General features: G+C 38.2%; 24 protein-coding genes. 16 read left to right on the forward strand and 8 right to left on the reverse strand.

The annotated features are described in order from the left end of the window. Positions 1-7 precede the first annotated feature (7 nt). From cydB to murJ, 7 genes are all read right to left on the reverse strand, one after another. Complete coding sequence (gene cydB / locus MLC52_RS04375; protein WP_434581424.1) at positions 8-1,129, reverse strand: cytochrome d ubiquinol oxidase subunit II; 1,122 nt, start codon at positions 1,127-1,129, stop codon at positions 8-10. Beyond that, on the reverse strand, positions 1,130-2,659 hold the full coding sequence (locus MLC52_RS04380) for a cytochrome ubiquinol oxidase subunit I (RefSeq protein WP_434581425.1): 1,530 nt from the start codon (positions 2,657-2,659) through the stop codon (positions 1,130-1,132). It abuts the gene before it with no gap. Position 2,660: 1 nt separating this feature from the next. Beyond that, entirely contained in the window at positions 2,661-2,888 is a 228-nt protein-coding gene (locus MLC52_RS04385) for a DUF4492 domain-containing protein (protein WP_346388580.1), read from the reverse strand. Between the two features lie 81 nt (positions 2,889-2,969). After that, positions 2,970-5,219 carry an EAL domain-containing protein gene (locus MLC52_RS04390; protein WP_434581426.1) on the reverse strand — a complete coding sequence of 750 codons (2,250 nt, stop codon included), beginning with the start codon at positions 5,217-5,219 and terminating at the stop codon, positions 2,970-2,972. A 6-nt stretch (positions 5,220-5,225) separates the two neighbouring features. Next, on the reverse strand, positions 5,226-6,140 hold the full coding sequence (locus MLC52_RS04395) for a class I SAM-dependent methyltransferase (protein WP_434581427.1): 915 nt from the start codon (positions 6,138-6,140) through the stop codon (positions 5,226-5,228). Then, on the reverse strand, positions 6,141-7,541 hold the full coding sequence (cysS, locus tag MLC52_RS04400; RefSeq protein WP_151900650.1) for a cysteine--tRNA ligase: 1,401 nt from the start codon (positions 7,539-7,541) through the stop codon (positions 6,141-6,143). Further along, the gene (gene murJ, locus MLC52_RS04405) at positions 7,528-8,934 is read right to left on the reverse strand and encodes a murein biosynthesis integral membrane protein MurJ (RefSeq protein WP_418641247.1); all 1,407 of its coding nucleotides are present in this window, start codon (positions 8,932-8,934) and stop codon (positions 7,528-7,530) included. Before murJ ends, cysS begins: the two co-directional genes overlap by 14 nt. Positions 8,935-9,034: 100 nt before the next feature. Here murJ and MLC52_RS04410 point away from each other — a divergent pair, with 100 nt between their 5' ends. The 16 genes from MLC52_RS04410 (at position 9,035) to MLC52_RS04485 (ending at position 23,022) form a co-directional block, all read left to right on the forward strand. After that, entirely contained in the window at positions 9,035-10,954 is a 1,920-nt protein-coding gene (locus tag MLC52_RS04410; RefSeq protein WP_434581428.1) for a flagellar assembly protein A, read from the forward strand. A 2-nt stretch (positions 10,955-10,956) separates the two neighbouring features. Then, the gene (gene ruvA, locus MLC52_RS04415; protein WP_151900647.1) at positions 10,957-11,526 is read left to right on the forward strand and encodes a Holliday junction branch migration protein RuvA; all 570 of its coding nucleotides are present in this window, start codon (positions 10,957-10,959) and stop codon (positions 11,524-11,526) included. Positions 11,527-11,539: 13 nt separating this feature from the next. Continuing rightward, entirely contained in the window at positions 11,540-12,577 is a 1,038-nt protein-coding gene (locus tag MLC52_RS04420) for a D-alanine--D-alanine ligase (protein ID WP_151900646.1), read from the forward strand. Beyond that, a complete protein-coding gene (locus MLC52_RS04425) occupies positions 12,578-13,312 on the forward strand; it encodes an alpha/beta fold hydrolase (protein WP_434581429.1) in 735 nt (244 codons plus the stop codon). It abuts the gene before it with no gap. Between the two features lie 13 nt (positions 13,313-13,325). Then, on the forward strand, positions 13,326-14,771 hold the full coding sequence (locus MLC52_RS04430) for a UDP-N-acetylmuramoyl-tripeptide--D-alanyl-D-alanine ligase (protein ID WP_346388587.1): 1,446 nt from the start codon (positions 13,326-13,328) through the stop codon (positions 14,769-14,771). Positions 14,772-14,780: 9 nt separating this feature from the next. After that, positions 14,781-15,269, forward strand: a complete 489-nt coding sequence (locus MLC52_RS04435; protein ID WP_434581430.1) for a TRAP transporter small permease subunit — start codon at positions 14,781-14,783, stop codon at positions 15,267-15,269. Further along, positions 15,269-16,549, forward strand: coding sequence for a TRAP transporter large permease (locus MLC52_RS04440; protein ID WP_346388589.1), 1,281 nt, complete (start codon positions 15,269-15,271; stop codon positions 16,547-16,549). The genes MLC52_RS04435 and MLC52_RS04440 overlap by 1 nt, the downstream gene beginning before the upstream one ends. Positions 16,550-16,852: 303 nt before the next feature. Then, a complete protein-coding gene (locus MLC52_RS04445) occupies positions 16,853-17,353 on the forward strand; it encodes an HIT family protein (protein ID WP_151900641.1) in 501 nt (166 codons plus the stop codon). Between the two features lie 38 nt (positions 17,354-17,391). Continuing rightward, positions 17,392-17,604, forward strand: coding sequence for a hypothetical protein (locus MLC52_RS04450; RefSeq protein ID WP_151900640.1), 213 nt, complete (start codon positions 17,392-17,394; stop codon positions 17,602-17,604). Positions 17,605-17,621: 17 nt separating this feature from the next. Then, a complete protein-coding gene (locus MLC52_RS04455) occupies positions 17,622-17,834 on the forward strand; it encodes a hypothetical protein (protein ID WP_151900639.1) in 213 nt (70 codons plus the stop codon). A gap of 6 nt (positions 17,835-17,840) precedes the next feature. Further along, positions 17,841-20,171: an EAL domain-containing protein gene (locus MLC52_RS04460; RefSeq protein WP_434581431.1), complete on the forward strand. Its 2,331-nt coding sequence runs from the start codon at positions 17,841-17,843 to the stop codon at positions 20,169-20,171. Between the two features lie 7 nt (positions 20,172-20,178). Beyond that, positions 20,179-20,499: a hypothetical protein gene (locus tag MLC52_RS04465; RefSeq protein ID WP_151900637.1), complete on the forward strand. Its 321-nt coding sequence runs from the start codon at positions 20,179-20,181 to the stop codon at positions 20,497-20,499. Then, complete coding sequence (locus MLC52_RS04470) at positions 20,484-21,122, forward strand: type III pantothenate kinase (protein WP_418641255.1); 639 nt, start codon at positions 20,484-20,486, stop codon at positions 21,120-21,122. Before MLC52_RS04465 ends, MLC52_RS04470 begins: the two co-directional genes overlap by 16 nt. Further along, positions 21,116-21,739: an ATP phosphoribosyltransferase gene (gene hisG, locus MLC52_RS04475; protein WP_418641256.1), complete on the forward strand. Its 624-nt coding sequence runs from the start codon at positions 21,116-21,118 to the stop codon at positions 21,737-21,739. The genes MLC52_RS04470 and hisG overlap by 7 nt, the downstream gene beginning before the upstream one ends. Then, positions 21,732-22,421 (forward strand): SAM-dependent methyltransferase, encoded by a 690-nt coding sequence (locus MLC52_RS04480; protein ID WP_151900635.1) that lies wholly within the window; start codon positions 21,732-21,734, stop codon positions 22,419-22,421. Before hisG ends, MLC52_RS04480 begins: the two co-directional genes overlap by 8 nt. Positions 22,422-22,761: 340 nt before the next feature. Further along, positions 22,762-23,022, forward strand: a complete 261-nt coding sequence (locus MLC52_RS04485) for a hypothetical protein (protein WP_346388592.1) — start codon at positions 22,762-22,764, stop codon at positions 23,020-23,022. Positions 23,023-23,050: 28 nt separating this feature from the next. Here the strand turns inward: MLC52_RS04485 and lysS are convergent, their stop codons facing one another. Continuing rightward, positions 23,051-24,565 carry a lysine--tRNA ligase gene (gene lysS / locus MLC52_RS04490; protein ID WP_346388593.1) on the reverse strand — a complete coding sequence of 505 codons (1,515 nt, stop codon included), beginning with the start codon at positions 24,563-24,565 and terminating at the stop codon, positions 23,051-23,053. Position 24,566: the final 1 nt, after the last annotated feature.

The raw sequence follows: 24,566 nt of genomic DNA on the forward strand, positions 1-24,566 counted from the left end.
ATTTCTCCTAGTAATGATGCGGGTCAGATTTGACTTCATCTATTGTGATTTGTGATTTGTCCATTGAACGCCATACAAATATAATATAAAGCAGGACAACCGGAACAAGGACAGAGACAATGCTCATCACTTCAAGTGTGTAGTGACTTCCTGAACTGTTTTGTATGGTGAGTGAACTTTGTATATCTGCAAGTGACGGGTAAAAGGCAGAAGCGTCCAGTCCCAAAATCAAAAACAATACAAGCACTGTAAGTATAACGCCCAATCCGCTAAACCAGATGGCTTTTTGTGCTTTTTTCGTTACTGCGATAACTACTCCGTATAACAATGTGAGAACACCGACAAGCAGTAAACCTGCTAAAGCCGGCATATCCATAAAGCTGTGTAAAAACTTCATACTTTCAACACTGACAACAAGGGTATCAGGATCATAACGCAAACCGTCCATAAACAATATTGTTGCCAAAACATAAAGAAAAAGAATCAGAAACATTCCAAAGTTTACAATAACAACCTTTTTGACTCTTGCCGTAACAGTCGGCACATCGACATTATTTAAAAAATACAAAGCACCCTGAAATCGTGAAAGAAAAACAAGCATCAATCCAAAGGCAACATTAAAAGGGTTTAAAAGTGCTTCAAGCCCGTAGCTCTGCATCGTCCAGTGTGAGAGGTTGTTTTCATTGACAATGAAATTACCGCCGCTAAAGAGTGTCGCCACTGCCACACCGATTAAAAATATCCCGAGGGAGCCGTTGATGTAGAGCAGGGTCTCATAAAAACGTTCCCCGTAAAAATTGTCCGGTTTTTTTCTGTATTCATACGCGACAGCCTGAATAATAAAACAAAAAAGGATGCCCATCCAGACATAATAGGCACCGCCGAAACTTACTGCATAAAAAAGCGGCATTGCGGCAAAAAGCGCACCGCCGAACATGACAAGCATTGTAAAAGTAAGTTCCCATTTTCTCCCTAAAGAGTTGACTAAAACATCTCTTTCATCTTCTGTTTTTGCCAGAGTATACAGCAGTGTCTGTCCGCCCTGTACAAAGGTCATAAAGACAAAGAGTGCTCCTAAAAGACTGATTAAGAACCACCAGTATTGTTGTAAAGTGAGTAAGTCAAACATTTAATGTCCCTCCGGCCCGATTTTTATCTGTTTTAACATGATTTTTACTTCGGCTATTAAGAGTGCTGTAAAAAGCACTGCAAAGAGCCAAAAAGTAATCATAACGCTTGTTGAGGCAATGTTGGAAGCTGCCATGCCTACCGGAAGCAGATCCTGAATAGCCCAGGGCTGACGTCCTGCTTCTGCTACTATCCATCCGGCTTCCTGTGCGATATATCCAAGCGGAATGGTTGCCACTGCGAGGTAGAGCAGCCACTTTTTGTTGTGCATTTCGTTGGTCATGGCATAATAAAGGGTCACCATAAAAAGAACCAAAAACCATGTGCCAAGCCCTACCATTGTGTGAAAACTGTAAAAGCTCAGTGCAACATCGGGGACAGCATCCTGCGGTTTTTTCAAATAACCGTAGCCCATATAAGCCTGATTTGCTTCAAAAGTTTTGAGTGCTTTTTCAGCCTCAACAAGATTGCTTTCTTTTTTGAACTTTTTATAGGCGCCTAAAGCGGCCACGGCAGTTTTTCCTTTTTGCATTTTTTGCGGTATGGACATAATGCCGTATTTCTCGCTTCCCTGCATCAGGTTGTCTATACCCGGTACAAAAGCATTCAAATCATGGTAGCCAAGGAAAGAAAGCGCACCCGGGATTTCAAAACTGAAAAGAAAGGGATTTAAGTCGTCACCTATCTCTTTTGCGGTATCAAGTACACCAAAGGCAACAATTCCGGCGCGTTTTTCTCCATCATACAAACCTTCCATAGCGGCAAGTTTCATGGGCTGGTTGAGGGCTACCTGGTGGGCTGATTCATCACCTGTGGTTAACAAAAAAAGTGAGGTAATAAGCCCGAAGCTTGAGGCTACAATAATGCTGCGTCGTGCAAACTGTGTATCGCGTTTTTTAAGCAGATACCAGGCACTGATTCCTATAACAAAAAGTGAAGCAAGTACATAACCGCTGCTTATTGTATGCAAAAACTTGCTGACTGCATTCGGGTTGAAAAATACTTCCCAAAAATTCAACATTTCGTTTCTTGCCGTATCGGGATTGAATTTCATACCAACAGGGTGCTGCATCCAGCCGTTTGCTACCAAAATCCACAGTGCAGAGAGGTTTGAACCGATCGCAACAAGCCATGTGGAGGTCAGGTGCATTTTTTTGCTGACTTTGTCCCAGCCGAAAAACATAACGGCAAAGAATGTCGATTCCATGAAAAATGCCATAAGCCCTTCAATAGCAAGCGGTGCACCGAAAATATCGCCGACAATCCAGGAGTAGTTCGACCAGTTGGTACCAAACTCAAACTCCATAATAATACCGGTAGCCAGCCCTATGGCAAAGTTAATGGCTAAAAGTCCCATCCAGTATTTTGTTGTCTGTTTCCATTTTTCATCGCCGGTTTTGACATAAAGAGTTTCCATAATGGCAACGATAAATGTCAGACCAAGTGTAAGCGGTACGAAAAGCCAGTGATAGAGTGCTGTAAGAGCAAATTGCGCCCGTGACCAGTCAACAAGCACGTCAGTGTGTTCCATATTATTTTTCCTTTGTGAGTTGTTGCAAAATATATTGACTTCTTTGTGTATCAGTTTTGAAGTTTTCCTGCAATATATTTGGGAAGAACAGCCATTTTATAACGGCAAACATAACAAATAGTTTTACAGCTATGAGAATCCAAAGGGTTTTGCCTGTTCTCATATTTACAAAACCATCATAGTACAGATAGAAAACGGATCGAAAAAAGTTTGTGATATGTGTTTTCATGGCGGAATATTATTCCAATCAGCATTAACAATTAATAAATGTAAGTTATTAATTTTATTAACTTACATAATAATAAGTCTTTTAGAAGAGTTTTTTAAATTCTGCCAAAGGAACAGGTTTGGATATCAAATAGCCTTGATAGTAGTCACATCCGTTTTCCTCTATAAAGTGAGCATGCTCGACTGTTTCTACCCCTTCGGCTATTACTGAAAAATCAAACTGTTTTGCCACATCAATAATAATTTTGACAAGCTTTTTGTCATTTTCATTCTCAAGCATATCCCGTACAAAACTTTGATCGATTTTGAGATAGTCAAACGGCAGATTTTTCAGATAGGAGAGTGAAGAGTAGCCTGTGCCAAAATCATCCATGGAAAATGCAAATCCGTGCGCTTTGATATGGAGCATTTTGTCAATGGTCTTTTCCAGATTGTTCAGCATCACAGATTCTGTAAGTTCAAGTTTGATACAGCGAGGATGTACATTGTGTTTTTTTGCACTCGCAAGCAAAAGTTCTTCAAAATTATCCTGGGAAAACTGTTTCAAGCTGATATTTACAGCAATATTTTCAAGCGTATCTTCGAGTTCTTTATACATTGCAAAAGCGTTCTCTATCACCCAACTGCCTATGTTGATGATAAGGCTGGACTGTTCTGCATACTCTATAAAAGCATCTGGAAACAGAAGCCCTTTTGTCGGGTGATTCCATCGTATCAATGCTTCGGCAGAAACAATTTTACCTGTCTTTGTCTCTACAATAGGCTGCAGGTAGAGTTCAAACTGTTTTTCCTGTATGGCAATTTTGAGTTCATTGTGTAAAAGCAGTTGCTCCTGTATCTGTCTGCTCATTGCACTGTCATAAAAAGAGGTTTTGTTTTTTCCTCCTTTTTTTGATTCATACATGGCTATATCTGCATGTTTGAGTATAGTGGTAGTATCAAGCTCTTCGGGTGTGAGTATTTTTATGCCTATACTGAGTGATATATAGAGTGTTTCATTTTCTTTGTGTATCGGTTCTTTGAGGGTTGTATGAATTTTTTCCGATAAGTACAGAGCTGTTTCATGCATCTTTGCAAGATTTGCATCAGTTTGCGAAAGGAGAATGACAAACTCATCCCCTCCGAGTCTGGCAAAAATATCTTCTGCTCTGAGAACTTTTCTGATTCTTTGTGCAAATATCTGCAATACATAATCACCGACATCATGTCCGATAGAATCATTAATATTCTTAAAGTCATCCAGATCAATGAACAGCAGGGCACCATACTCTTTTGAGCGGTGAATTTTTTTCATAAACTGCTCTAAATAGTTGCGAAAAGAGGCTCTGTTGGTTAAACCGGTCAGAGAATCATAAAAAGCCTGGTACTCCAGTTTTTTTTGATTCTGTACCTCTGTTGTGATGTCTTCTACCATGCCCAGTCCGGAAATGATATTGCCCTGTGCATCATACATGGGAATTGCATGCAACCGTATCCACAGATCCAGGTCAGTGAGTGTTGTATGGTAAATACCCTCATAAACGGCTTTTTCATTTTTAAAAACTTTTTGCAGGGGTTCTATTATAGATTTGTCTTTGAGTGTTTTCATGTCAAGGTTGAAAAGTTTTTCCTGAGGAACCTTTATAATTTTTGCAAATGCTTTGTTCACCTGGGTCAGTACGAGGTCTTTGCTGTAGGTGAAAACACCGATAGGAAGTTCTTTGAAAATTGATTCAAAATTGTTTTTTGAAACTTCGAGTGCTTTTTTTGTTGCTAAAATTTTATATTTGCTTATTAATGTTGTTACAATATTTTTATTGTATTTTGCCGAAAAAATGGAGAGCATAACCAAAAACAAAATGATAAGATAGCTCAGTGCATTAAAAGCATTCGATTTATGTGCCAAAAGAGTGTAAACAAGCGGAAGCAGCAGGACAAACAAATAACTGATACTCAGTTTTTTGAAATAAGAGAGTGTAATGACAGCACCGGCTGAAGTTCCGGAAATAATAATTATAATAAATGTCTGATGCACATGATCAGCAACTGTAAATAAAAACAAAAAACCTGCACTGGTGAGCAGAGCTGAAAAAATGGTGGAAAAATTAAAAATTGTTTGTGCTTTTTGAAGGTTTGTTTTATTTTGTAAAAACTGTCTTACATAGTAGCTTCTGAGTATGAGAACAGTATAAAGAGAGAGCAACCAAACAGCAAGCGGAACCCTCAGTGCTGTCTCTTGCCAAAAAAGAGCGGCAACTACGGTAACTATAAAAAGCAATGAAACAGAAGAGGCATAAGAATCCAATGCCATCAGTCGCATCAGTTCATATTTGATTTGGTTCTCTTTTTTCATAATTGATTATACAGCAACTCTTGTAAAAACAAGATTTTTCAAACTTTTTTCTTCGTCATTACTTGCGAATTCAGGCAGGTTTTCCAGTCGTTTTTCAAATGTAAAACTCGGTGCGAATTTTTCTATCATCTCTATAATGAAGTTACTTTCCAGCTCAGGAGAATTCAGACATGCCAAAAGTATGCAGTTCTGGCTTGCAAGCTGCGGCAGTTTTTTTATGAGTTTTTCATAATCTTTTGTCGCTTCAAAACTGCCTCTTTGAAAGCTCGGCGGGTCGATGATAATCATATCGTAAGGACCTTTTCTTTTGAGTGAAGAGAATGATTTGAGTATGTTGTATGAGAGAAAGCTCACACCTTTTGGGTCGAGATTGTTTAAAGCATGGTTTGCCATTCCTGTTTTTAGGGCACCTTTGCTCATATCGACATTGACAATACTCTTTGCACCTCCGAGCTTTGCCGCAACACTAAATGCACAGGTATAGGAAAAGAGATTTAAAATGTGTTTGCCTTTGGCATTTTCGCGTACAAAGGCACGCCCGTTCTTCATATCGGGAAAATAACCGCTGTTTTTGTTGGAGAGAAGGTTGATTTTGAGTTGCATGCCGTTTTCTGTTACATGTAAATCCTGCGGAATTTCTCCTGTAATCACTTCACTCGGTGCATCTTTAAGATATCGTCTTTGTATTACAAGTGTTGTATATCGCGTGTTACATGTAAAGGCTTTGAGCATCTCTAAAAGTTCTGTCTCATTCTTTTTTTCAAAATACAAAGCAATACTCAAAATAGTGTCAATGGAGTCTACTGTAAGATGCTTCCACTCCTCGTAAAGTCCGCCACGACCATGAAACAAGCGTTTAAACTCTTCATTACATGTAAGGGCGTTTTTCTCAAGGTGCTGTTGGAGTTCTTTGAGTGTCATTTATACTTTTTCCCAAAAAGTTCCCTGCGGGGTATCCATTAGATGAACACCAAGGCTAAGAATTTCATCTCGAATCTTGTCCGAGAGCGCGAAATCTTTCTCTTTTTTTGCGCTGTCTCTTTGTTCTATGAGGGTATTTATTTTCTCTTTTGTATTGTCATCTATGCCAAACTGAAAATACTCAAAAGGATTTTGTACACCAAAGCCCAAAATTTCTTCTATGTATGCCAAATTTGCCAGAGTCTCACGCTTGAGCAGTTTGTGTTTTCCTGCAGTGTCGAGTGTTTCGTTGGCTTTACTTATCATCTCATCAATAAGGGCCAGAGCCGTTGAGACATTCATATCATCATTAAGAGATTTTAAAAGCTCTTTTTTAAAGGGTGTTTCATCATTACACGCAGACAAACCAAAAAGACGTTTTTTCAGTCTGTAGAGTTTGTCAAGACGCTTTTTGGAAGCTTCCAGATCCTGCGTGTTAAAATTAAAATTACTGCGGTAATGTGTACTTAAGAGGTAAAACCGCAATACTTCGCCGTCATACTCTTTGAGGGCATCTTTGAGAAAAAAGCTGTTGCCCAGTGATTTGCTCATCTTTTCGCCTTCAATATTGACAAATCCGTTATGCATCCAGTAGTTGGCAAGTTCATGTTTTGTGGCACACCGTGTCTGTGCCGCTTCATTTTCATGGTGGGGAAAAAGCAGGTCAGCTCCGCCTCCGTGGATGTCTATGGCAAAAGGCGTATCTTTGTAGGCCAAATGCTTTTCTATCATGGCAGAACACTCCAGATGCCAGCCCGGACGACCTGCACCAAAAGGAGAAGAAAAGGTAACACTGTTGTCCTTGACACTTTTCCACAGGGCAAAATCGGCATGATTTTTTTTGTAGCTAGAACTCGCGACCCGCTCCTGCTTGTCTTCTTCGTTTTGGCTGCGGTGTGAAAGCGTCAGATACTCACTGTCGCTTGCCGTATCAAAATAGACATCGCCATCAGGTGTTGTGTAGGCATGTCCTTTGTCTATGAGCTTTTGTATCAAATCAACCATCGCTTCAAGGTTTTGTGTTGCTTTTGGCTCCAGGGTCGGTTTTTTTACACCGATAGCTTCCATCTCTTTGTGGTATGCCTCTGTATAAAAGTCTGTAATCTCTTGTATCTCTTTTTTCTGCTCTATCGCTTTTTTGATGATTTTGTCATCTATGTCGGTAATGTTGCGTGCATAGATGACTTCATATCCGTTTGCCTCCAAAACACGCGTAAGCAAGTCAAACACAAGTGCTGATTTTGCATGTCCGAGGTGGGCATCATCATAAACGGTAGGACCACAGACATAGAGTGTGACTTTTCCTTCTTTGAGCGGAATGAATTTTCGTTTTGTTTTTTGTACAGAATCAAATATATGCACGGAGAATTTCCTTTAAATAGAGTAGTAATGCGATAAGTACAACAGAACTTACAGCCAGATAGATGAGATTTTTTGAACGAAGTATAGCAAAAAAGTTTTTTATCCCAAAAACTTTGAGGGTAAAAAAGAGACTCACATAGCCGCCGATGGTACTTGCCAGTGCCAAACCTGCCACGCCAAAAGGGCCAATAAAAGCCAAGGCAAAAGTAATGTAGGCGACAAGAGAAACAGTCGCTATTTTTGCGGCTTTTGCCTGCATCTCTTTTGCATAGAGCCAGAGAACAAAAAGTTTTTGTATGCCAAAAGGTAAAAGTCCGAGCATATACATTTGCAGTACGGCACTTGTGTTTTGGGTATCCTGGGCGTCAAAGGCACCTCTTTGAAACAAAAGCCAGATGATTTCATGAGAAAGGATGATGCCTCCAAGAGTACTGCATGTAAGCAGAAATGCCAAAAACCAGAAAGCCTTTTGCAGATTTGCAAGCGCTTTTGCTTCATCATTGTTTTTTAAATAGCGTGCGATTCTTGGAAACAGCGCAACAGATACGGCAATGGCAAAAAGTGCCAAAGGCAGTTGAAAAATGCGGTTGGCATAGTAAAGATAGGAGATAGAACCGGTGACTAAAAACGAGGCTAAAAAAGTGTCCAAAAAAGCAGAAACCTGTGCGGTAGAGTTTCCCCAGACCGCCGGAAAGAAATTTGTGCGAAATTTTTTGGTATCCTCATTTATATTTTTAGATTTGACTCCAAAATACTTCACGCCGCCAAGAAGCAGTTTTGCCAGTCCGAGTTTGTATATGGCCAGCAGATGGACGCCGAGTTGCAACACTCCGCCAATAATGACCCCGTAACTTAAATAGTAAACAATTTCACTTTGGCTTTTGTCATGAGAGAGGTACAAAGCAGCAATGAGTGAAAGATTGAGCAGGGCAGTTGCAAATGCCGAGGTTGCAAAATGGTGTTTGTACTGCAGCATAGCACTCAAAAATGTAACAAAAAATATAAGCGGAAGGTACCAAAAATTGATGGCAACATAGGGAGCGGCGAGGGCAATGGTGTCCGCATCAAAACCTGTGGCGATTGCTTTTGTAAAAAGCTGCGGTATGAGATTGACAAGAAGGGTGAGTATAAGTATGACAGAAGTGAAAACAAGGAGTATATTGATGCTAAAGAGCGCCTTGTGTCTGCTTCGTGTAAACGCAGGTATAAAAACCTGACTGAAAGCACCTTCTGCAAAAATTCTGCGAAAAAGATTGGGGAGTTTAAAGGCGATGAAAAATATATCGCTGTATATGTTTGCACCAAGTGCGGATGCGGTTAAAAGGTCTCTGAAAAATCCCAATACACGGGAGATGAGAATTCCAAAACTGTTGGTGAAAATTGCTTTAAACATAGGCTTCTTTGTCGATATAATATAAGTTTTACATAATTTTAACAAATCTTTGGTTAAAATCTTTCATAAAAAAAATTAAAAAAAGTATGGTAATTTCATTATGGCATTATTTGGTTCTGATAAAAAGACTAAAACAGTAAGAAAAGTTCGTCCGACTGTCGTACGAACGCAAAATGTTGCAAAAGAGATTTTTAACATTGCAAAATCATACGATATAAAGCCGGAATTACTGGATTTTAACATACTTGATATTCAGACTTATACAAGAATAAAAAAAGACAAAGAAGAGAGTGAATGGGAAGAAGTTACACCCGAAGCCCTGCGTGAACTCAACAATGAAGAGAGCTTTTTAAACCCTGACTTTCAGATTAAACAGACATATGAGGTGGAAATTTTTTCCAAAAGGCTGGATGAAGATGAACTCTGTAAAAATTTCAAAACAGCAGTTGGGGCCAATGCTACAAAGTGTAAAGTGTATCTGAGTATTGCAGCGGGATCAAGTGTTGAGTATTCTCCGAGATTCGAAGACAGTTTTTTGGATCTTATAAATAAGAAAAAAATACGGGCAGGAATTCTTGTGCATATTTTTGATGAGATGCTTTCTGATGTGGTCTCAAAAATCTCTGCACGAGTCAGAGTGGCGCAGCACCTTGAATTTCTGCAAAATGAAACACATTTGATAGCAGAAGGGATTGAGCCGACACCTACAACAAATGATGCTTTGATACTCTATTTTGAAAAAAATAAAGAGCTTGATGAAAACGAGAGAATTGATTATGCGTTAAGAGGGTTTATACAAAGTGTCAAAAAAGATGAAGTGCTTATAGAGTATATCAAACCAAAACCCGGAAAACCCGGGCGTAACTGTCGTGGCGAATATATAAAACCTGCCGAGCCTGTCGTCAAACATGAACCGACTTTTAAAGTTGACAGTACGATACGAGTCGTTGAAGATGAAAAATCAATAAAATATATTGCCAATGAAAATGGCTATATTGCTTTTGAAAACGATACTTATGTGATAAAAAATGACGTTGATGTAAGAGAAGTCAGTTTCAAAACGACAGGATCTATCAAAAGCGGTGTGGACTCTGATGTGGAGATGTCTGTAAAAGAGACAGATGCCGTCAAAGATGCTGTTGGAACAGGTATGACTGTTGAGGTAAGTAAAATAAAAATTGAAGGAAATGTCGGCTCCAATGCAAAAGTTATAGCAAAAGAGGCTACTGTAAACGGACAAACGCATAAAACTGCTGTTATCAAAGCAGACAACTTGGAAATAAATGTCCATAAGGGGAAAGCCTATGGGAAAAATATCCGGGTTACGAGACTCGAGCATGGTGAAATTGACGGTGAGCAGGTAAAGGTTGCACAAGCTTTAGGTGGTATAATTCGAGGCCGGGAAATAGATATAGAAATTTGTACTTCTCATGTCAAAGCAATTGCAACAAAACGCATTGAAATTCAAAAACTTCAGGGCAGTGAAAACATTTTTACGATTGATCCTTTGTTGCAAAAAGAAGCCAAAGAAAGCCTGGACGAGAATCAGCAAAAAATAGAAAAACTGGAGCTGCAGCTCAAAGAATTACGAGAAGAATTAAAAAAACAGATGCATTTGCTCAAAGAAGCAACACCGGCTTTTATAGAAATTAAAAAAAGACTTTTGCATTACAAAAAAAACGGAGTGAAAATGCCTGCTTCTTTTGTAAAAAAATACAAACAGTTTCAGGTCATGCAGGAAAATGTAAAGAATTTAAAGACCGAAGTTTCAGTGACACAGGATGCGTTAAACCTTTTAACAACAAAAACTTCTTCTTTTCAAGAAAATATTTTTGATGCAAGGATTATAAACAGAGACAGGTGGATAGGGTACAACGAAATTAGATTTAAACTGGTTGACCCTCCTATGGAACTGGTTTATAAACCTATGGAAGGTTCCCGTGAACAGGTTTTTGGACTCGTTGAACTGGACGAAGGCGAATATGCCATACGTCCTATAAATGAAGAGGAAATGAAATAAATATGATAGTAGGCTTACACGGAAAAATTGAATATAAAGAACCAAAATATGTACATGTAAACGTACAGGGAATTGTATATGAGGTTTTTATCTCTTTGCACACATTTTCTGCTTTGCCAAAAGAAAATGTTTCTTTGTTTGCAACACACATCATTCGCGAAGATGCACAGCTGCTTTTTGGTTTTATGGATATGGCAGAGAAAAAAATGTTTTCCCGTTTGATCAAAATCAACGGCGTCGGTCCCAAGGTTGCTATGGCAATCTGTTCTACCTATACACCTTCGCAGTTTGCTGCGATTATAAATAACAAAGATGTGAACGGTGTCAAAAAAGTACCCGGAATAGGGCCTAAAAGTGCCGGGCGAATTTTAGTGGAACTTAACGGTTTTGATGCTGAAATACTCGGTGACAATGCAACACCGCAGGCCTCACAGGCATTTAACGAAGCCAGTGAAGCACTGGAAGCTTTAGGCTTTAAAAAAGATAAAATAGCAAAGGCATTGAGCGCATGTGAGGGAGACGATACCGCTTCACTTGTAAAAGGTGCCCTTAAACAACTCCAAACAATTTAAAAGGAAATATCTATTGAAATTAACAATTTTATTTGGCGGTGCAAGTTTCGAGCATGAAATAAGCATTGTCAGTGCCATAACATTAAAAGAGAAATTAGCAGGTTTTGATTTGACATTTGTATTTTGTGACAGTGATCATACTTTTTATCTCATAGAACCTGCAAAAATGAAAGCAGTCACTTTTTCAAAAGGTGCCTATAAAAAGATGCCTCTCCTCACACTCGCACAGGGCTCTTTTGTCCAAAAAAGCATGTTTTCAAAGAGTCAATACAACAGTATCGTGTTAAATTTAATTCACGGGGCGGATGGAGAAGACGGGACAATAGCCGCACTGTTTGATTTTTACTCTGTAAAATATATCGGTCCGCGTGTGGATGCCTGTACATTCTCTTATGACAAGCGTTATACAAAATATTTGTGTGAAGCCACAGGTGTCAAGTATGTCAAATATGAAGTTATTCATAAAAATGAACATTGCAATATAACGATACCGTATCCTTTTATAGTCAAACCTGCTTCTCTTGGCAGCTCAATCGGGGTAAGTGTAGTCAAAGATGAAAGTGAACTTGATTATGCACTCGATGTTGCTTTTGAATTTGATGACACACTCATTGTAGAGCCGTTTTTAGAGGGTGTCAAAGAGTATAATCTGGCAGGATATTACGCAAACGGGATGATGCATTACTCCATTGTCGAAGAACCGAAAAAAGAAGAATTTTTAGATTTTGAGAAAAAGTATATGGATTTTTCAAGAAGTGAACAGGTGCTTCAGGCGGATGTCAGTGAAGAGTTGGCACTGCGTCTGAAAACAAATTTTGAAAAAGTCTATCGTGGTTTGTTTGAAGGTGCTTTGATACGCTGTGACTTTTTTGTTTTCAATGATGAAGTACTGCTCAATGAAATCAATCCTATTCCGGGTTCTATGGCAAATTATCTTTTTGAAGATTTTGCAGCCTCTCTTGAAGAACTTGCCTCCTCTTTACCCCATTCAAAACGTCCAAAAGTGACTTATGATTATATTCACTCTATTTCTCAGGCCAAAGGCAAATAGATGGCGGTAAAGTCAATACAGTATAAGCAGCATACTTTTGACATTAGTTATGAAATAGTGAATCCTCATGCCAAGATAGACCTGATAGTCTTACATGGCTGGGGAAGCAATAAAAATCTGATGAAACAGACATTTTCTCCCTATATGGACACTTTTCGCCACATCTATATAGATTTGCCGGGTTTTGGCAATTCTACATGTAATGATGCTTTAACAACTGCTGATGTAGCAAGAATTGTAGAATTACTGATGATTCATATGAATGCTTCAAAAGATATTGTAATGGGGCACTCTTTTGGCGGAAAAGTTGCTTTGTTGCTGGAGCCGAAACTGCTTGTTTTGGTTGCAAGTGCCGGTATTTATATACCAAAGCCTTTTAAAGTACAGGCAAAAATAGCACTTTTTAAGACATTGAAAGTTCTTGGTTTATCCAAATTCCGTTCGCTCTTTGTGGCAGATGATGCCAGGCAACTCAGCGAATACATGTATCAGACTTTTAAAAATGTGGTCAATGAAGATTTTAGTGATGAATTTTCAAGATTTGAAGAAAAAGCATTGCTTTTTTGGGGTAAAGAGGACAGTGCCACACCACTTGATTCGGGAAGAAAAATCCAAGAGCTTATCAATGATTCTGCTTTGGAAGTATATAATGGCGATCATTATTTTTTTATGAAAAATGCAGAGGATATTTCTTTAAAAATTCAAACTGCGTTTTTAGAAACAATGCAACACTAAAAGGGAGTATGCAATGCAAGAGTATGAAACACTGCTGGCCTTTGTAACCAATGTTCTTTTTGTCACACTTTTAGGCTGGTACCTTATTACAAACCTGCAGTGGTATGATTATAAAATTGAGAGAGTGATTTTCAGACACCACAAACCGCATTGGCATATTTTGTATTTTATTATTCCTTTTATCGCCTATTACACAACAGGGAAGTTCTTTATTATATTTTTTATATTTGCTTTTGTCCCGAGTATTATTATCTGGTATAAAAAGCTTGATAAAAAGCTGGTTCTGACATGGCGTGTCAAAAGATTTTTGATTCTTTTGGTTTCTCTGACACTGTTTCAGGATGTACTGTGTACGCTTAAAGAGGGCTGTGCAACATACGGTGTTTTTATGCCTTTGGCACTTGCCTATATCGGCAGTTATATAATAGAGAAGTTTCTTTTCAAAGTCTACATGAAAGAGGCGAAGAAAAAACTGCAATCTATGAAGGATTTAGAGATTGTCTGCATTACCGGTAGTTACGGCAAGACAAGCATTAAAAACTTTACAGCCAAGATTCTCTCGTATAAATTTAATGTCTATGCAACACCAAGAAGTGTAAACACTTTAGGCGGAATTGTTGCGGATATAAACAATAATCTTCCTGAAGATACACAGATATATGTATGTGAGGCAGGCGCAAGAGAGCGCGGAGATATTTATGAAATTACGACTTTTCTGGAACCACAGAGAGTTGTGGTCGGGCGTGTGGGTGAGGCACATATAGAGTATTTTAAATCTTTGAAAAATATTATCGCTACAAAACTCGAAATTATTAAATCACCAAGGTTGGAGCAGGCATTTATTCATACCTCTGTGACAGATGAACCGCATGAAAAGGTGACTTTTTTCGGTGATGAGATAAAAAACGTACAGGCAACGCTCGAAGGTACTGATTTTGAACTTGAATCAGATGGGAGAACTTTACAACTGCATACAGATATTCTGGGTGCTTTTCAGACGATGAATATTGCCGTAGCGGTAAGAATAGCAAAAAGTTTTGGAATGAGTGATGAAGAGATAGTTGAGGCTGTCAAAAATCTCGAACCGGTTGAGCATAGACTCCAACTCATAAAAGCCGGTGGAAAAATCATTTTGGATGACGGATATAACGGAAATATTGACGGTATGCTTGAAGGTATACGTTTGTGTTCACTGCATGAGGGCAGAAAAGTCATCGTTACACCGGGACTTGTTGAAAGTACGGATGAATTGAATCTGCAGCTGATTGAAGCAATCAACAAAGTCTTTGACATAGTGATTGTTACCGGCTCCTTAAATGCAGATCTTTTTGACAGGCATTTACATGTAAAGAACAAAATAATACTCAAAGACAAAGCATCAATGGTTGACATTTTGGCCAGTCAGACAAAATCAGGCGACATCATACTCTTTGCCAATGATGCACCGAATTTTATATAGGATTTTTGTATGTTAAATGCTGTCGATAAATTTATGAAGTATATATCTTATTTGACTGCAGTGATTCTGGCATTACTGGTTGTTTTGGTTGTATTTGATGCAACAAGCCGCTATCTTTTTTCTCACGGTTCTACGGCACTGCAGGAGTTGGAGTGGCATTTTTTTGATGTGGTTATTTTACTCAGTATTGCCTTTGCTCTGCGTCATAATGCCCATGTCCGTGTTGATATTTTTTATGAAAAATTTTCGCCAAAGACACAGGCCCTCATTAATATTGTCTCGGTTCTCTTTTTTGTACTCCCTCTTTCAATTTTGATTATTTATATAGGAATAGGATTTGTGGAGATGAGCTTTGTGCAGCATGAAGCCTCTTCAGATCCGGGCGGTTTGCAATACCGTTGGATTGTCAAATCTTTGATGCCGTTTGCTTTTGTTCTTTTGGTGTTGCAGGCACTCAAAGAGCTTGTAAGCGACATTGAAAAATGGAAATCACTCTAATGGCATTTGTAATGTTTGGTGTGGCGCTTGCACTTTTACTTTGGGGAATCCCTGTTGCCTTTGCCTTTGGCGGTGTGGCAATGTTTTTTGCCTTTTTCATTCCTTCTTTGGGATTTGATGTTTTTAATATACTGCCTTTTAGAATTTACGGCATTATGAGCAATACTACGCTTATGGCAGTGCCGCTTTTTATTATGATGGGACTGATTCTCGAAAAGTCAGGTATGGCGGAAAAGCTGCTGATTTCGATGAGTGCGCTTTTTAAAAGTGTTCGCGGCGGTTTGGGTGTAAGTGTTGTTCTTGTGGGTGCGATTTTGGCTGCTTCTACGGGAATAGTTTCGGCTTCTGTGGTGATGATGAGCGTGATCGCTCTGCCTTTGATGCTCAGTGCCGGGTACAATAAAAGCCTGGCATCCGGAACTATAGCGGCAAGCGGAACGCTTGGACAGATTATACCACCTTCGATTATTCTTATCGTGCTGGGAGATGTGATGAGCGTCAGTGTCGGTGATTTGTTCAAAGGTGCGGTTTTGCCGGGACTGACACTTGTTTCACTCTATATAGCCTATATTCTCATTCGTGCTTTCATGAACAAAGAAGATGCCCCGGCACTGATGAGCGATGAAAAAACAACGCTGACTGATGTTGTAACTGCCATTATCCCACCGCTTTTGTTGATGTTTGCCGTTCTTGGAAGTATATTTGCAGGTATCGCCTCTCCGACAGAATCAGCGGCTTTTGGCGTACTCGGTGGCGTCATTTTATCGGCATATAACAAAACACTTAAGTTTGCAATGATAAAATATGCTCTGTTTGAGACGATGAAGCTCAGCGGTATGATTTTTATGATTTTAATCGGTGCGACAACTTTTAGTCTTGTTTTTAACGAACTCGGCGGAACTGATTTGATTTTGGAATTTTTCTCGCAAGACATAGGAAATGTTTGGGTATTTATAGCTGTGGCAATGCTGAGTATTTTTATACTCGGATTTTTTATAGATTTTATAGAAATAAGTTTCATTATTGTACCTATTTTAGTCCCTGTTATGGCTGCTTTTGGAATAGATCCCATCTGGTTTGGCGTGTTAATAGCCATGAATCTGCAGGCATCATTTTTAACACCGCCGTTTGGACTTTCGCTTTTCTTTTTAAAAGGGGCCGCCGGCAACAGTGTTACAACGATGGATATTTACAAAGGTATTATCCCTTTTATCGCTTTGCAGTTGTTAGGTCTGGGGCTTGTCGTGGCTTTTCCTGATCTGGTTTTTGCATTTTTGTAATGCTGTCGCCATCAGTCGGCACTAAAGTACCGATTCCTAGAGAGTCTGTATTTTTTTCGGAACCCGTACTTCACTGCGGGCTGAGAGTGGCAAGAAAGTAGCAATAGTCGGCACTGAAGTACCGATTCCGGGTGAGTCTGTGTTTTTTTTTGGAACCCGTACTTCACTGCGGGCTGAGAGTGGTATTAAAAGTACCGATTCCGGGTGAGTCTGTGCTTTTTTCGGAACCCGTACTTCAGTGCGGGCTTTAGGCTGGTTTTATTACTGTTGCCATAGCGATTTATAATTTTTGAAGGAGAATGAATGGAAGATATTTTATATGCTCCCTGGAGGGATGAATATGTTACACAGGAAAAAATAAAAGGGTGTGTTTTTTGCCATATCAGTACACACCCGCAAGAGGATGCGTCTTTACATGTACTCTACAGAAATGAACACTGTTTTATGGTGATGAACAAATATCCTTATACTCCGGGGCATTTTATGATTATCCCCCATATGCATACGGACAAACTTGAAGAGCTGCCGAGTGAAGTTTGGCTGAATATGTCCAAACTTGCACAGCAGAGTGTCAAACTGCTCAAAGAGGGGTTAGGTGCCAACGGCGTAAATATCGGTATGAATTTGGGCAAGGCGGCGGGTGCAGGAATAGCCGAGCATATTCATATGCATCTTGTTCCAAGATGGGAGCGAGATACGAACTTTATCACTGCTGTTGCTCATACAAGAGTCTACTCAACAGATTTTGAAAGGATTTACAAAAAAATCAAAAGTTTCATTCCAAAGTATATAGATATTAAATAAAATTTGATGTATACTAAAAGAAAAAGTAAGGATTGAAAATGTCAGATGCAGTTATACAGGAATTGGCGGAAAGAAAGGCTGAAATAGAAAAAGAGTTGGAATTACTGTTTAAAATGAATATGAAAATAACAGACTGGGATGTTCCCGAAGCGGATGATACAGAGGCGGCGGATATTATTTTAAATATTATGGAAAAAAAGATTCAACAGCTTAGAGAAGATGTAAAAGCCGGAAAATATGAAAATTATTAATCACAAAGGAAAAAGAAATGAGCGCACATAAACACAAAGAACATTTAGAAAAAATCAAAGATGCAGTTGTCAACAGTGACAAGCTGGATGAGAGTCAAAAAAGTGACAGTGTCAAAAGAATTGAAGAGTGGATAGAAGAGGATAAAGCATTTGGAACGCTTATGGAAGAGCTTCTGAATATCAGTGAATATTTTGAAGTTTTATTTGCAGAATTAGGTTTGAGTAAATAATTTTTTATGACGCAGTTTTTAAGAATCATTGTCATAGCTGTATTGTTAATTACAGTTTTTTTGACAGGAAGCTATCTTTATGTGACCAATAAAGTAGAGACTTTAAAAAATGAAAAGTATTTTGAAGTCAGTAAAGATATGAAAAATGAACTGCAGAGTCTGATTAAAGAAAAATCTGAGGCGATTTTGCTGGTGACTTTGGCACTTTCTGCAAATCAGAATATAAAAAATGCGTTAGAACAGAAAAATCACAGCAGTCTTTATCTTGATAATTTAATTACAACTCTGCAACGCTACTCCTCTTTAAAAAATATCTGGATACAGTTTATCGCATCCGACGGGAGAAGCATTTACAGAAGCTGGAGTGACAAAAGAGGAGATGATCTCTCTCTTGTGCGACAGGATGTAAAGCAGGCTATTCATGACCCTAAAGTTATCTCCACCGTCAGTACCGGAAAATTTGATATGACTTTTAAAGCAATGGTGCCGATCTATGAAAGAGGCAAGTTCATAGGTATTGTTGAGACCATCGCAAAATTTGACTCCATAAGTGAAAAAATGAAACGCAGTGGCAATGATCTGCTGATAGTTGTTGACAAAAGTTATAAAAAGCAGTTGAGTGAAGCCTATTCAAATACTTTTGTTGAAAATTATTATATAGTCAATCCCTTTAAGAGCAACAGGCTGCTTGAAATAGTCAAAAATTCGTCAATTACAAAATACCTTGATATTCCTGAATATAGAGTAGACAAAGAGCATTCTCTTTTGATTACAACCTTCCGGTTGCCGGATTTGAATGCAAAATCCATGGGCTATTTTATCATTGCAAAAGATTTGAGACTGATTGATCTTTCAGATATTGAACAGGCTAAAAACAGTATTTTGGAAGTAACACTGCTCATTTTTTTATTGATCATTGTGCTCTTGTATTATGCTTATAATGTAAATTACAAACGCTTTATAGAAGAACAAAATGAGATACTCGAACAAAGTGTAGAGGAAAAAACCAAAGAGCTGGAACTGCAGTCAAATGTTTTGCGATTTATTGCGCATCATGACCATTTGACAGAACTGCCAAACAAAGTGTTGCTTTTAGACAGAATTGAAGAGGCTATAAAACACTACAAAGCAACCGGCGAACAGTTGAGTATATTTTTCTTAGACTTAGACAGCTTTAAAGATGTCAATGACACCTACGGACATGAAGTAGGCGATGAATTGCTGTTAGAAATTACCAAAAGGCTGCAAAAGTGTATAAAAAATGATGATACTCTGGCACGGCTTGGCGGAGATGAGTTTGCCATATTGCACAGAAATACAACTCATTTCAGTACAATAAATCTGATTGAATCTATCTTGATTCAGATGAAAAAACCGTTTAATATAAAAAATATAGAAATATATACTACATTCAGTATTGGTGTAGCCCTGTATCCTCAAGATGCCAAAAAAGCGAGCCAGCTTTTACGCAATGCTGAAACTGCCATGTATAAAGCAAAAGACAGCGGTAAGAACACTTATCAGTTTTATGAGAAAAAAATGACAGAGATGGCACTGCAGAAAATTCAACTCGATGCAGATATACGCAAAGCCTTGAAAAACAGAGAATTTGTAAGTTACTTTCAACCGAAAATAGATGCAAGAAACGGAAAAATTGTAGGATTAGAAGCATTGATTCGTTGGATACACCCGCAAAAAGGTTTGATTAATCCGAATGATTTTATCCCGTTTTGTGAAGAAACAGGCTTAATTCTCGAAATTGACAAATACATGCTGACGCATTCAATAAAACAGATACTGAAATGGCAGCAAAAGGGTCTTGAATTTGGAAAGGTTTCTGTAAATGTGTCTACTAAAAAGATAGAAAGCGGTAATTATATTGAAGAGCTTGCTTATACTGTTGAGCGTTTGCAATTTGATACAGCTCTTTTGGAACTTGAAATTCTTGAAGGTCAGATTATGAAAGATCCTCAAAAATCTATAGATATTTTAAATAAAATACAAAACTTGGGTATTTCCGTTTCTATAGATGATTTTGGCACAGGATATTCATCATTGTCCTATCTGAAAAAACTGCCGGTAAACAAAATCAAGATAGACCGTAGTTTTATTACAGATGTTCCAAAAAACAAAGATGATGTTGCAATTGTCAAAACAATTATATCTTTGGCAAAAAATTTAGGCTTGCAAATAATAGCTGAAGGTGTTGAAACTAAAGAACAACTGGACTTTTTAGTACAAGAGGGATGTTATGACATTCAAGGGTATTTTTTCTCCAAGCCGTTACCCGTAGATGAATGTGAAGCATTTATAATTGCAAAAAACAAAGGAGTATAGTATTTCTATGCAAATGATTGTAGACTCTTTGAGACACAAGGGTAAAATATTTAAAAAGATGCAGGAGATTTCTCCAAAAGATTTGGGTATAAGAAATAAGATAAAAATTTATAAGGCAACAGATATACGCGGATATTTTTGGGCAATTTTTGCTGTGAGCCAAAAGAGCAGAATATTGATGAAAGATGTTCATAAATTTGAAGAGATTTATGCAAAGTTGACACTCTACTGTGAACACAATTTTAAACATAAGATTTTGTTTATAGATGCACCCTTATGCTCAAAAGCCCAAAAAGCTTTTAAAGAAGCAGGATGGAAAATCCAATAATGCTTTTGTGTGATATAGGCAACACTTCCTATCATTTTTATGATGAAAACAGAGACTATAAAGAACATGTAAAGAGTTTTGACCCCTCCTGTATAAAAGAAAAAGTCTATTATATTTGTGTGAACAAGGCTCTGCATGTAAACTTGCGGTCTTTGTCAAACTGGATAGATTTATCTGAATATATTGATAAAAAAAAATATTATCAGACTATGGGAATTGACAGAATTTTTGCCGTAGAGTCTGTTTCCGACGGTATTATTATTGATGCGGGGAGTGCTGTGACTGTTGATGTTGTAAAAAACGGACAATTCATGGGCGGTTTTATTTACCCGGGAATTAAAGCAATGCAAAAAACCTATGAGAATATTTCTCCTGCGCTGGCATATTCATTTAACTTTGAGTGTGACTTGGATATAATGCCAAAAAATTCACAAGATGCCATAAGTTACGGATATTTAAAAACACTCTATAGTGAAGTAATGTCCCATAACCTGCCGGTCATCTTGACAGGTGGCGATGCCTTGGAATTTAAAAAGATATTTAGAGATGCAAAAGTCGATGAAAAACTGATTTTCAACTCTATGAAAAAGATTATATTACAGAATGAGGATAGACTATGCTAACAGTTGCACTGCCAAAAGGTCGTATAGCCAAAGAAACTTTGGAAATTTTTGAAACTATTTTTGGTGACAGTTTTAAATTTGATGACAGAAAACTAATTCTTGAGACGTCGAAATTTCGTTTTTTACTTGTGCGTAATCAAGATGTGGCAACCTATGTATACCATCAGGCAGCTGATATTGGGGTTGTCGGGCTTGATACCCTGGAAGAACAGGGCCTTGATGTTGTCCGTTTGCTCGATTTGCGTCGTGGTATTTGTAAAGTGGCGATAGGCATGAGAAAGGGTGAAAAGTTTGATTTGACAAAACCTGAGCTTAAAGTAGCCTCCAAAATGGTCAACATTACAAAGCGTTACTTTGAAGAACGGGCTGTGAGTGTAGAAATTATAAAGCTTTACGGTTCTATAGAACTTGCCCCGTTAATCGGTCTTGCAGATATGATAGTAGATATTGTTGAAACGGGAACGACTATGAAACAAAACGGTTTGGAAGTTGTGCAGGACATTATGACAAGTTCGACCTATCTAATAGCAAACAAGAACAGTTATATTGCCAAAAAAGATGAAGTTTTGGATATTTACGAAAAAATTAATGAAGTTATAAAAGCAGAAAATGACTAATCTTGATCTTTATGCCAAGGCAGAACATCTTTTAGGTATAGAAGAGGCTACAGAGGCACTTTATGATTTATACCGCTCGGAACTGGATGACTATAGTGTAAAAACACTGCTGGATGTCGGATGCGGTCGTGGCGGATTTATGCAGCGAATGAGTAGCGACGGTGTTACATGTAAAGGCATTGATTTGAGTGCTGTAATGGTTGCTGAGTGTAAAGAGCAGGGATTTGACGCCGAGTGCATTGATATAAAAGAGGTTGATGGCAAATTTGATGCCATTGTAAGTATTTTTGATGTTTTAAATTTTATGGACAGAGAGAGTCTTCTTTCTTTTTTGGAATCGGTTGCGGACAAACTCAGTGATGAGGGTGTTTTTATCGCTGATATCAATACGCTTTATGGTTTCAGTGATGTGGCAGAAGGAACGATGAGCAGTGAAAATGAAGAAGAATTTTTAAATGTCGATGCCATATTTCAAAACAATGAACTGCATACAAAATTTACACTTTTTGAAAAAAAAGAAGATGGAAGTTACACAAAACAGCAAGATACAATTGTGCAGTACTTTCATAAAATACAGATATTTCAAAAACTTTCAAAACTCAAACTTGTAGAAAAACAGACTTTTTCTCTTTATGATACACAAGACAAAACACTGCTTATCTTTAAAAAAAGAACAGAGTAGCAAAGAAGGAGTAAAAGCAGAGTAACGATTCCGGAATATTTCGAAACCCTCGGACTTCAGTCTTGATGCATTAGGTTGGGAAAAAGCATATTATTTTTCTGGAACCCATCCTTTAGGGTGGGCTGAGAGTGACAAGGATGTAACAACAGTCGGCACTAAAGTACCGATTCAGGAATATTTTGGAACCCGGATTTTCTATGCTAAAGCATGACTTGTGAGAAAAACGGTGAGTTCCGGCACTGCATTCCTGATTTTGAAAAAAAATGCAAACTAAGTAGCAAAAGTTTCTCTGTCTGCATGTTATAATAGCACTATAAATAAAAAAGAAAAGGATTTACCCATGAGTAAACACAAAGCAAAAATAGAAAAAGTATTTGAGCATCCGCTTTCATCTAATATTGATTATAAAAAACTAATACATGCGTTAGAACATTATGGTGCAAAAACAGAGATGACAAAAAATCATCATGTAAAAATATTTTTAAATGACAAAGAGTATGTTATGCCTCTTCCTCATCAAGATACAAATATTTCAAAAGAGATAGTGGTAGAACTGCGTCATTTTTTAGAAAGTGCAGGGCTGACTCCAGAAAAGCTGTAATCAGCAGAAGAGGGAGGAAAGAGTATTTTTACTCTTCCTCTTCTTTTGTGTTTTCTTCCTGTACAGGCTTCATAGCAGGGAACAGTAAAACATCTCTTATGCTGTGCTCATTTGTCAGCAACATTACAAGTCTGTCTATTCCTATTCCCTGTCCCGCTGTTGGTGCCATGCCATAGCTGAGTGCTTCAACAAAATCACTGTCCATTTCATGGGCTTCATCATCTCCGCTCTCTTTTGCAGCCATCTGTCCTTCAAAACGTGTAAGTTGGTCTATTGGGTCATTTAACTCACTGAAAGCATTGGCAATTTCACGGCCTGCTATAAAGAGTTCAAACCTCTCTGTAATTTCAGGATGTGCATCACTTCTGCGAGCAAGCGGAGAAATTTCAACAGGATACTCTGTAATAAAAGTAGGGTCTATCAGTTTTTTCTCAACAAATTCATCAAAAAGTTCACCCTGAAGCTGCCCCAAATTCATTCCGGGTTTAACCGTAATACCTTTTTCATTCAAATAGGCAATGATTTTTTCTTTGTCTTTTGTAACATCTGCAGGAACTCCGCCAATCGTTGTTAAAGACTCTATAAGAGGAATCTCCTGGAAGTTTGCAAAATTGACTTCCAAATCACCGTAAGGCAAAAGTGTCGGCAGATTTAAATGTTCAAAAAGGTACTGGAAGTACTCTTTTGTGATTTCGATTAAATCTTTGTATGTTTTGTATGCCCAGTAAAACTCTATAGAGGTGAATTCAGGGTTATGTGTTGCATCCATCCCCTCATTTCTAAAGTTACGGTTGATTTCAAAAACGGCTTCAAAACCGCCGACAATGAGCCTTTTAAGGTAAAGTTCCGGTGCAATTCTGAGGTATCTGTCAACACCGAGTGCATTATGATGTGTAACAAAAGGTTTGGCATTGGCCCCGCCGGCAATAGGATGCATCATAGGTGTTTCCACTTCCAAAAAACCTTTGTCCTCAAAGAAACGGCGTGTCAAAGAGATAACGCGGGAACGGATTTGAAAAGTTTTTCTGACTTCCGCATTCATAATCAGATCAAGATAGCGTTTTCTGTAACGAATCTCTTTGTCAGTAATACCGTGAAATTTTTCAGGAAGCGGTGAGATGGCTTTTGTCAGCAGCTTGAAACTGTCTACATGCAAAGAGAGTTCTCCCTGTCCTGTTACAAAAGGAAAACCGCCGACTTCAATGATATCTCCGACTTCTATGTTTTTTTTAAACATAGTGTTGTAGAAACCCTCGGGAAGATTGTCGCGTGTAATATAAACCTGTAGCATACCGCTTTCATCTTCAATCTTTACAAAACTTGCTTTTCCCATAATACGAAGAAACTTTATACGCCCGCTTACAATGTAGTGACGCTTTTCGTCACGTTTGTTTTCCATCTCGGCCACATCAGAGTTGACATTCAAATATTTTTCGATAGTTGTATTTCTTTGTGAATCATTTGCATAAGGATTGTACCCTGCATCTTTTAATGCATTTGCTTTTTCTATTCTTTGCTGTATGTATTTATTTTCAAAAATCAAT

This window comes from Sulfurimonas sp. NW15, from assembly GCF_051132285.1.
Lineage (GTDB): Bacteria > Campylobacterota > Campylobacteria > Campylobacterales > Sulfurimonadaceae > Sulfurimonas > Sulfurimonas hydrogeniphila.

Bases quoted from the DNA above. Each gene is read 5' to 3' on its own strand.
- cydB (WP_434581424.1), bottom strand. From the start codon at position 1,129: ATGTTTGACTTACTCACTTTACAACAATACTGGTGGTTCTTAATCAGT.
- MLC52_RS04380 (WP_434581425.1), bottom strand. From the start codon at position 2,659: ATGGAACACACTGACGTGCTTGTTGACTGGTCACGGGCGCAATTTGCT.
- MLC52_RS04385 (WP_346388580.1), bottom strand. From the start codon at position 2,888: ATGAAAACACATATCACAAACTTTTTTCGATCCGTTTTCTATCTGTAC.
- MLC52_RS04390 (WP_434581426.1), bottom strand. From the start codon at position 5,219: ATGAAAAAAGAGAACCAAATCAAATATGAACTGATGCGACTGATGGCA.
- MLC52_RS04395 (WP_434581427.1), bottom strand. From the start codon at position 6,140: ATGACACTCAAAGAACTCCAACAGCACCTTGAGAAAAACGCCCTTACA.
- murJ (WP_418641247.1), bottom strand. From the start codon at position 8,934: ATGTTTAAAGCAATTTTCACCAACAGTTTTGGAATTCTCATCTCCCGT.
- MLC52_RS04410 (WP_434581428.1), top strand. From the start codon at position 9,035: ATGGCATTATTTGGTTCTGATAAAAAGACTAAAACAGTAAGAAAAGTT.
- ruvA (WP_151900647.1), top strand. From the start codon at position 10,957: ATGATAGTAGGCTTACACGGAAAAATTGAATATAAAGAACCAAAATAT.
- MLC52_RS04425 (WP_434581429.1), top strand. From the start codon at position 12,578: ATGGCGGTAAAGTCAATACAGTATAAGCAGCATACTTTTGACATTAGT.
- MLC52_RS04430 (WP_346388587.1), top strand. From the start codon at position 13,326: ATGCAAGAGTATGAAACACTGCTGGCCTTTGTAACCAATGTTCTTTTT.
- MLC52_RS04435 (WP_434581430.1), top strand. From the start codon at position 14,781: ATGTTAAATGCTGTCGATAAATTTATGAAGTATATATCTTATTTGACT.
- MLC52_RS04440 (WP_346388589.1), top strand. From the start codon at position 15,269: ATGGCATTTGTAATGTTTGGTGTGGCGCTTGCACTTTTACTTTGGGGA.
- MLC52_RS04445 (WP_151900641.1), top strand. From the start codon at position 16,853: ATGGAAGATATTTTATATGCTCCCTGGAGGGATGAATATGTTACACAG.
- MLC52_RS04450 (WP_151900640.1), top strand. From the start codon at position 17,392: ATGTCAGATGCAGTTATACAGGAATTGGCGGAAAGAAAGGCTGAAATA.
- MLC52_RS04455 (WP_151900639.1), top strand. From the start codon at position 17,622: ATGAGCGCACATAAACACAAAGAACATTTAGAAAAAATCAAAGATGCA.
- MLC52_RS04460 (WP_434581431.1), top strand. From the start codon at position 17,841: ATGACGCAGTTTTTAAGAATCATTGTCATAGCTGTATTGTTAATTACA.
- MLC52_RS04465 (WP_151900637.1), top strand. From the start codon at position 20,179: ATGCAAATGATTGTAGACTCTTTGAGACACAAGGGTAAAATATTTAAA.
- MLC52_RS04470 (WP_418641255.1), top strand. From the start codon at position 20,484: ATGGAAAATCCAATAATGCTTTTGTGTGATATAGGCAACACTTCCTAT.
- hisG (WP_418641256.1), top strand. From the start codon at position 21,116: ATGCTAACAGTTGCACTGCCAAAAGGTCGTATAGCCAAAGAAACTTTG.
- MLC52_RS04480 (WP_151900635.1), top strand. From the start codon at position 21,732: ATGACTAATCTTGATCTTTATGCCAAGGCAGAACATCTTTTAGGTATA.
- MLC52_RS04485 (WP_346388592.1), top strand. From the start codon at position 22,762: ATGAGTAAACACAAAGCAAAAATAGAAAAAGTATTTGAGCATCCGCTT.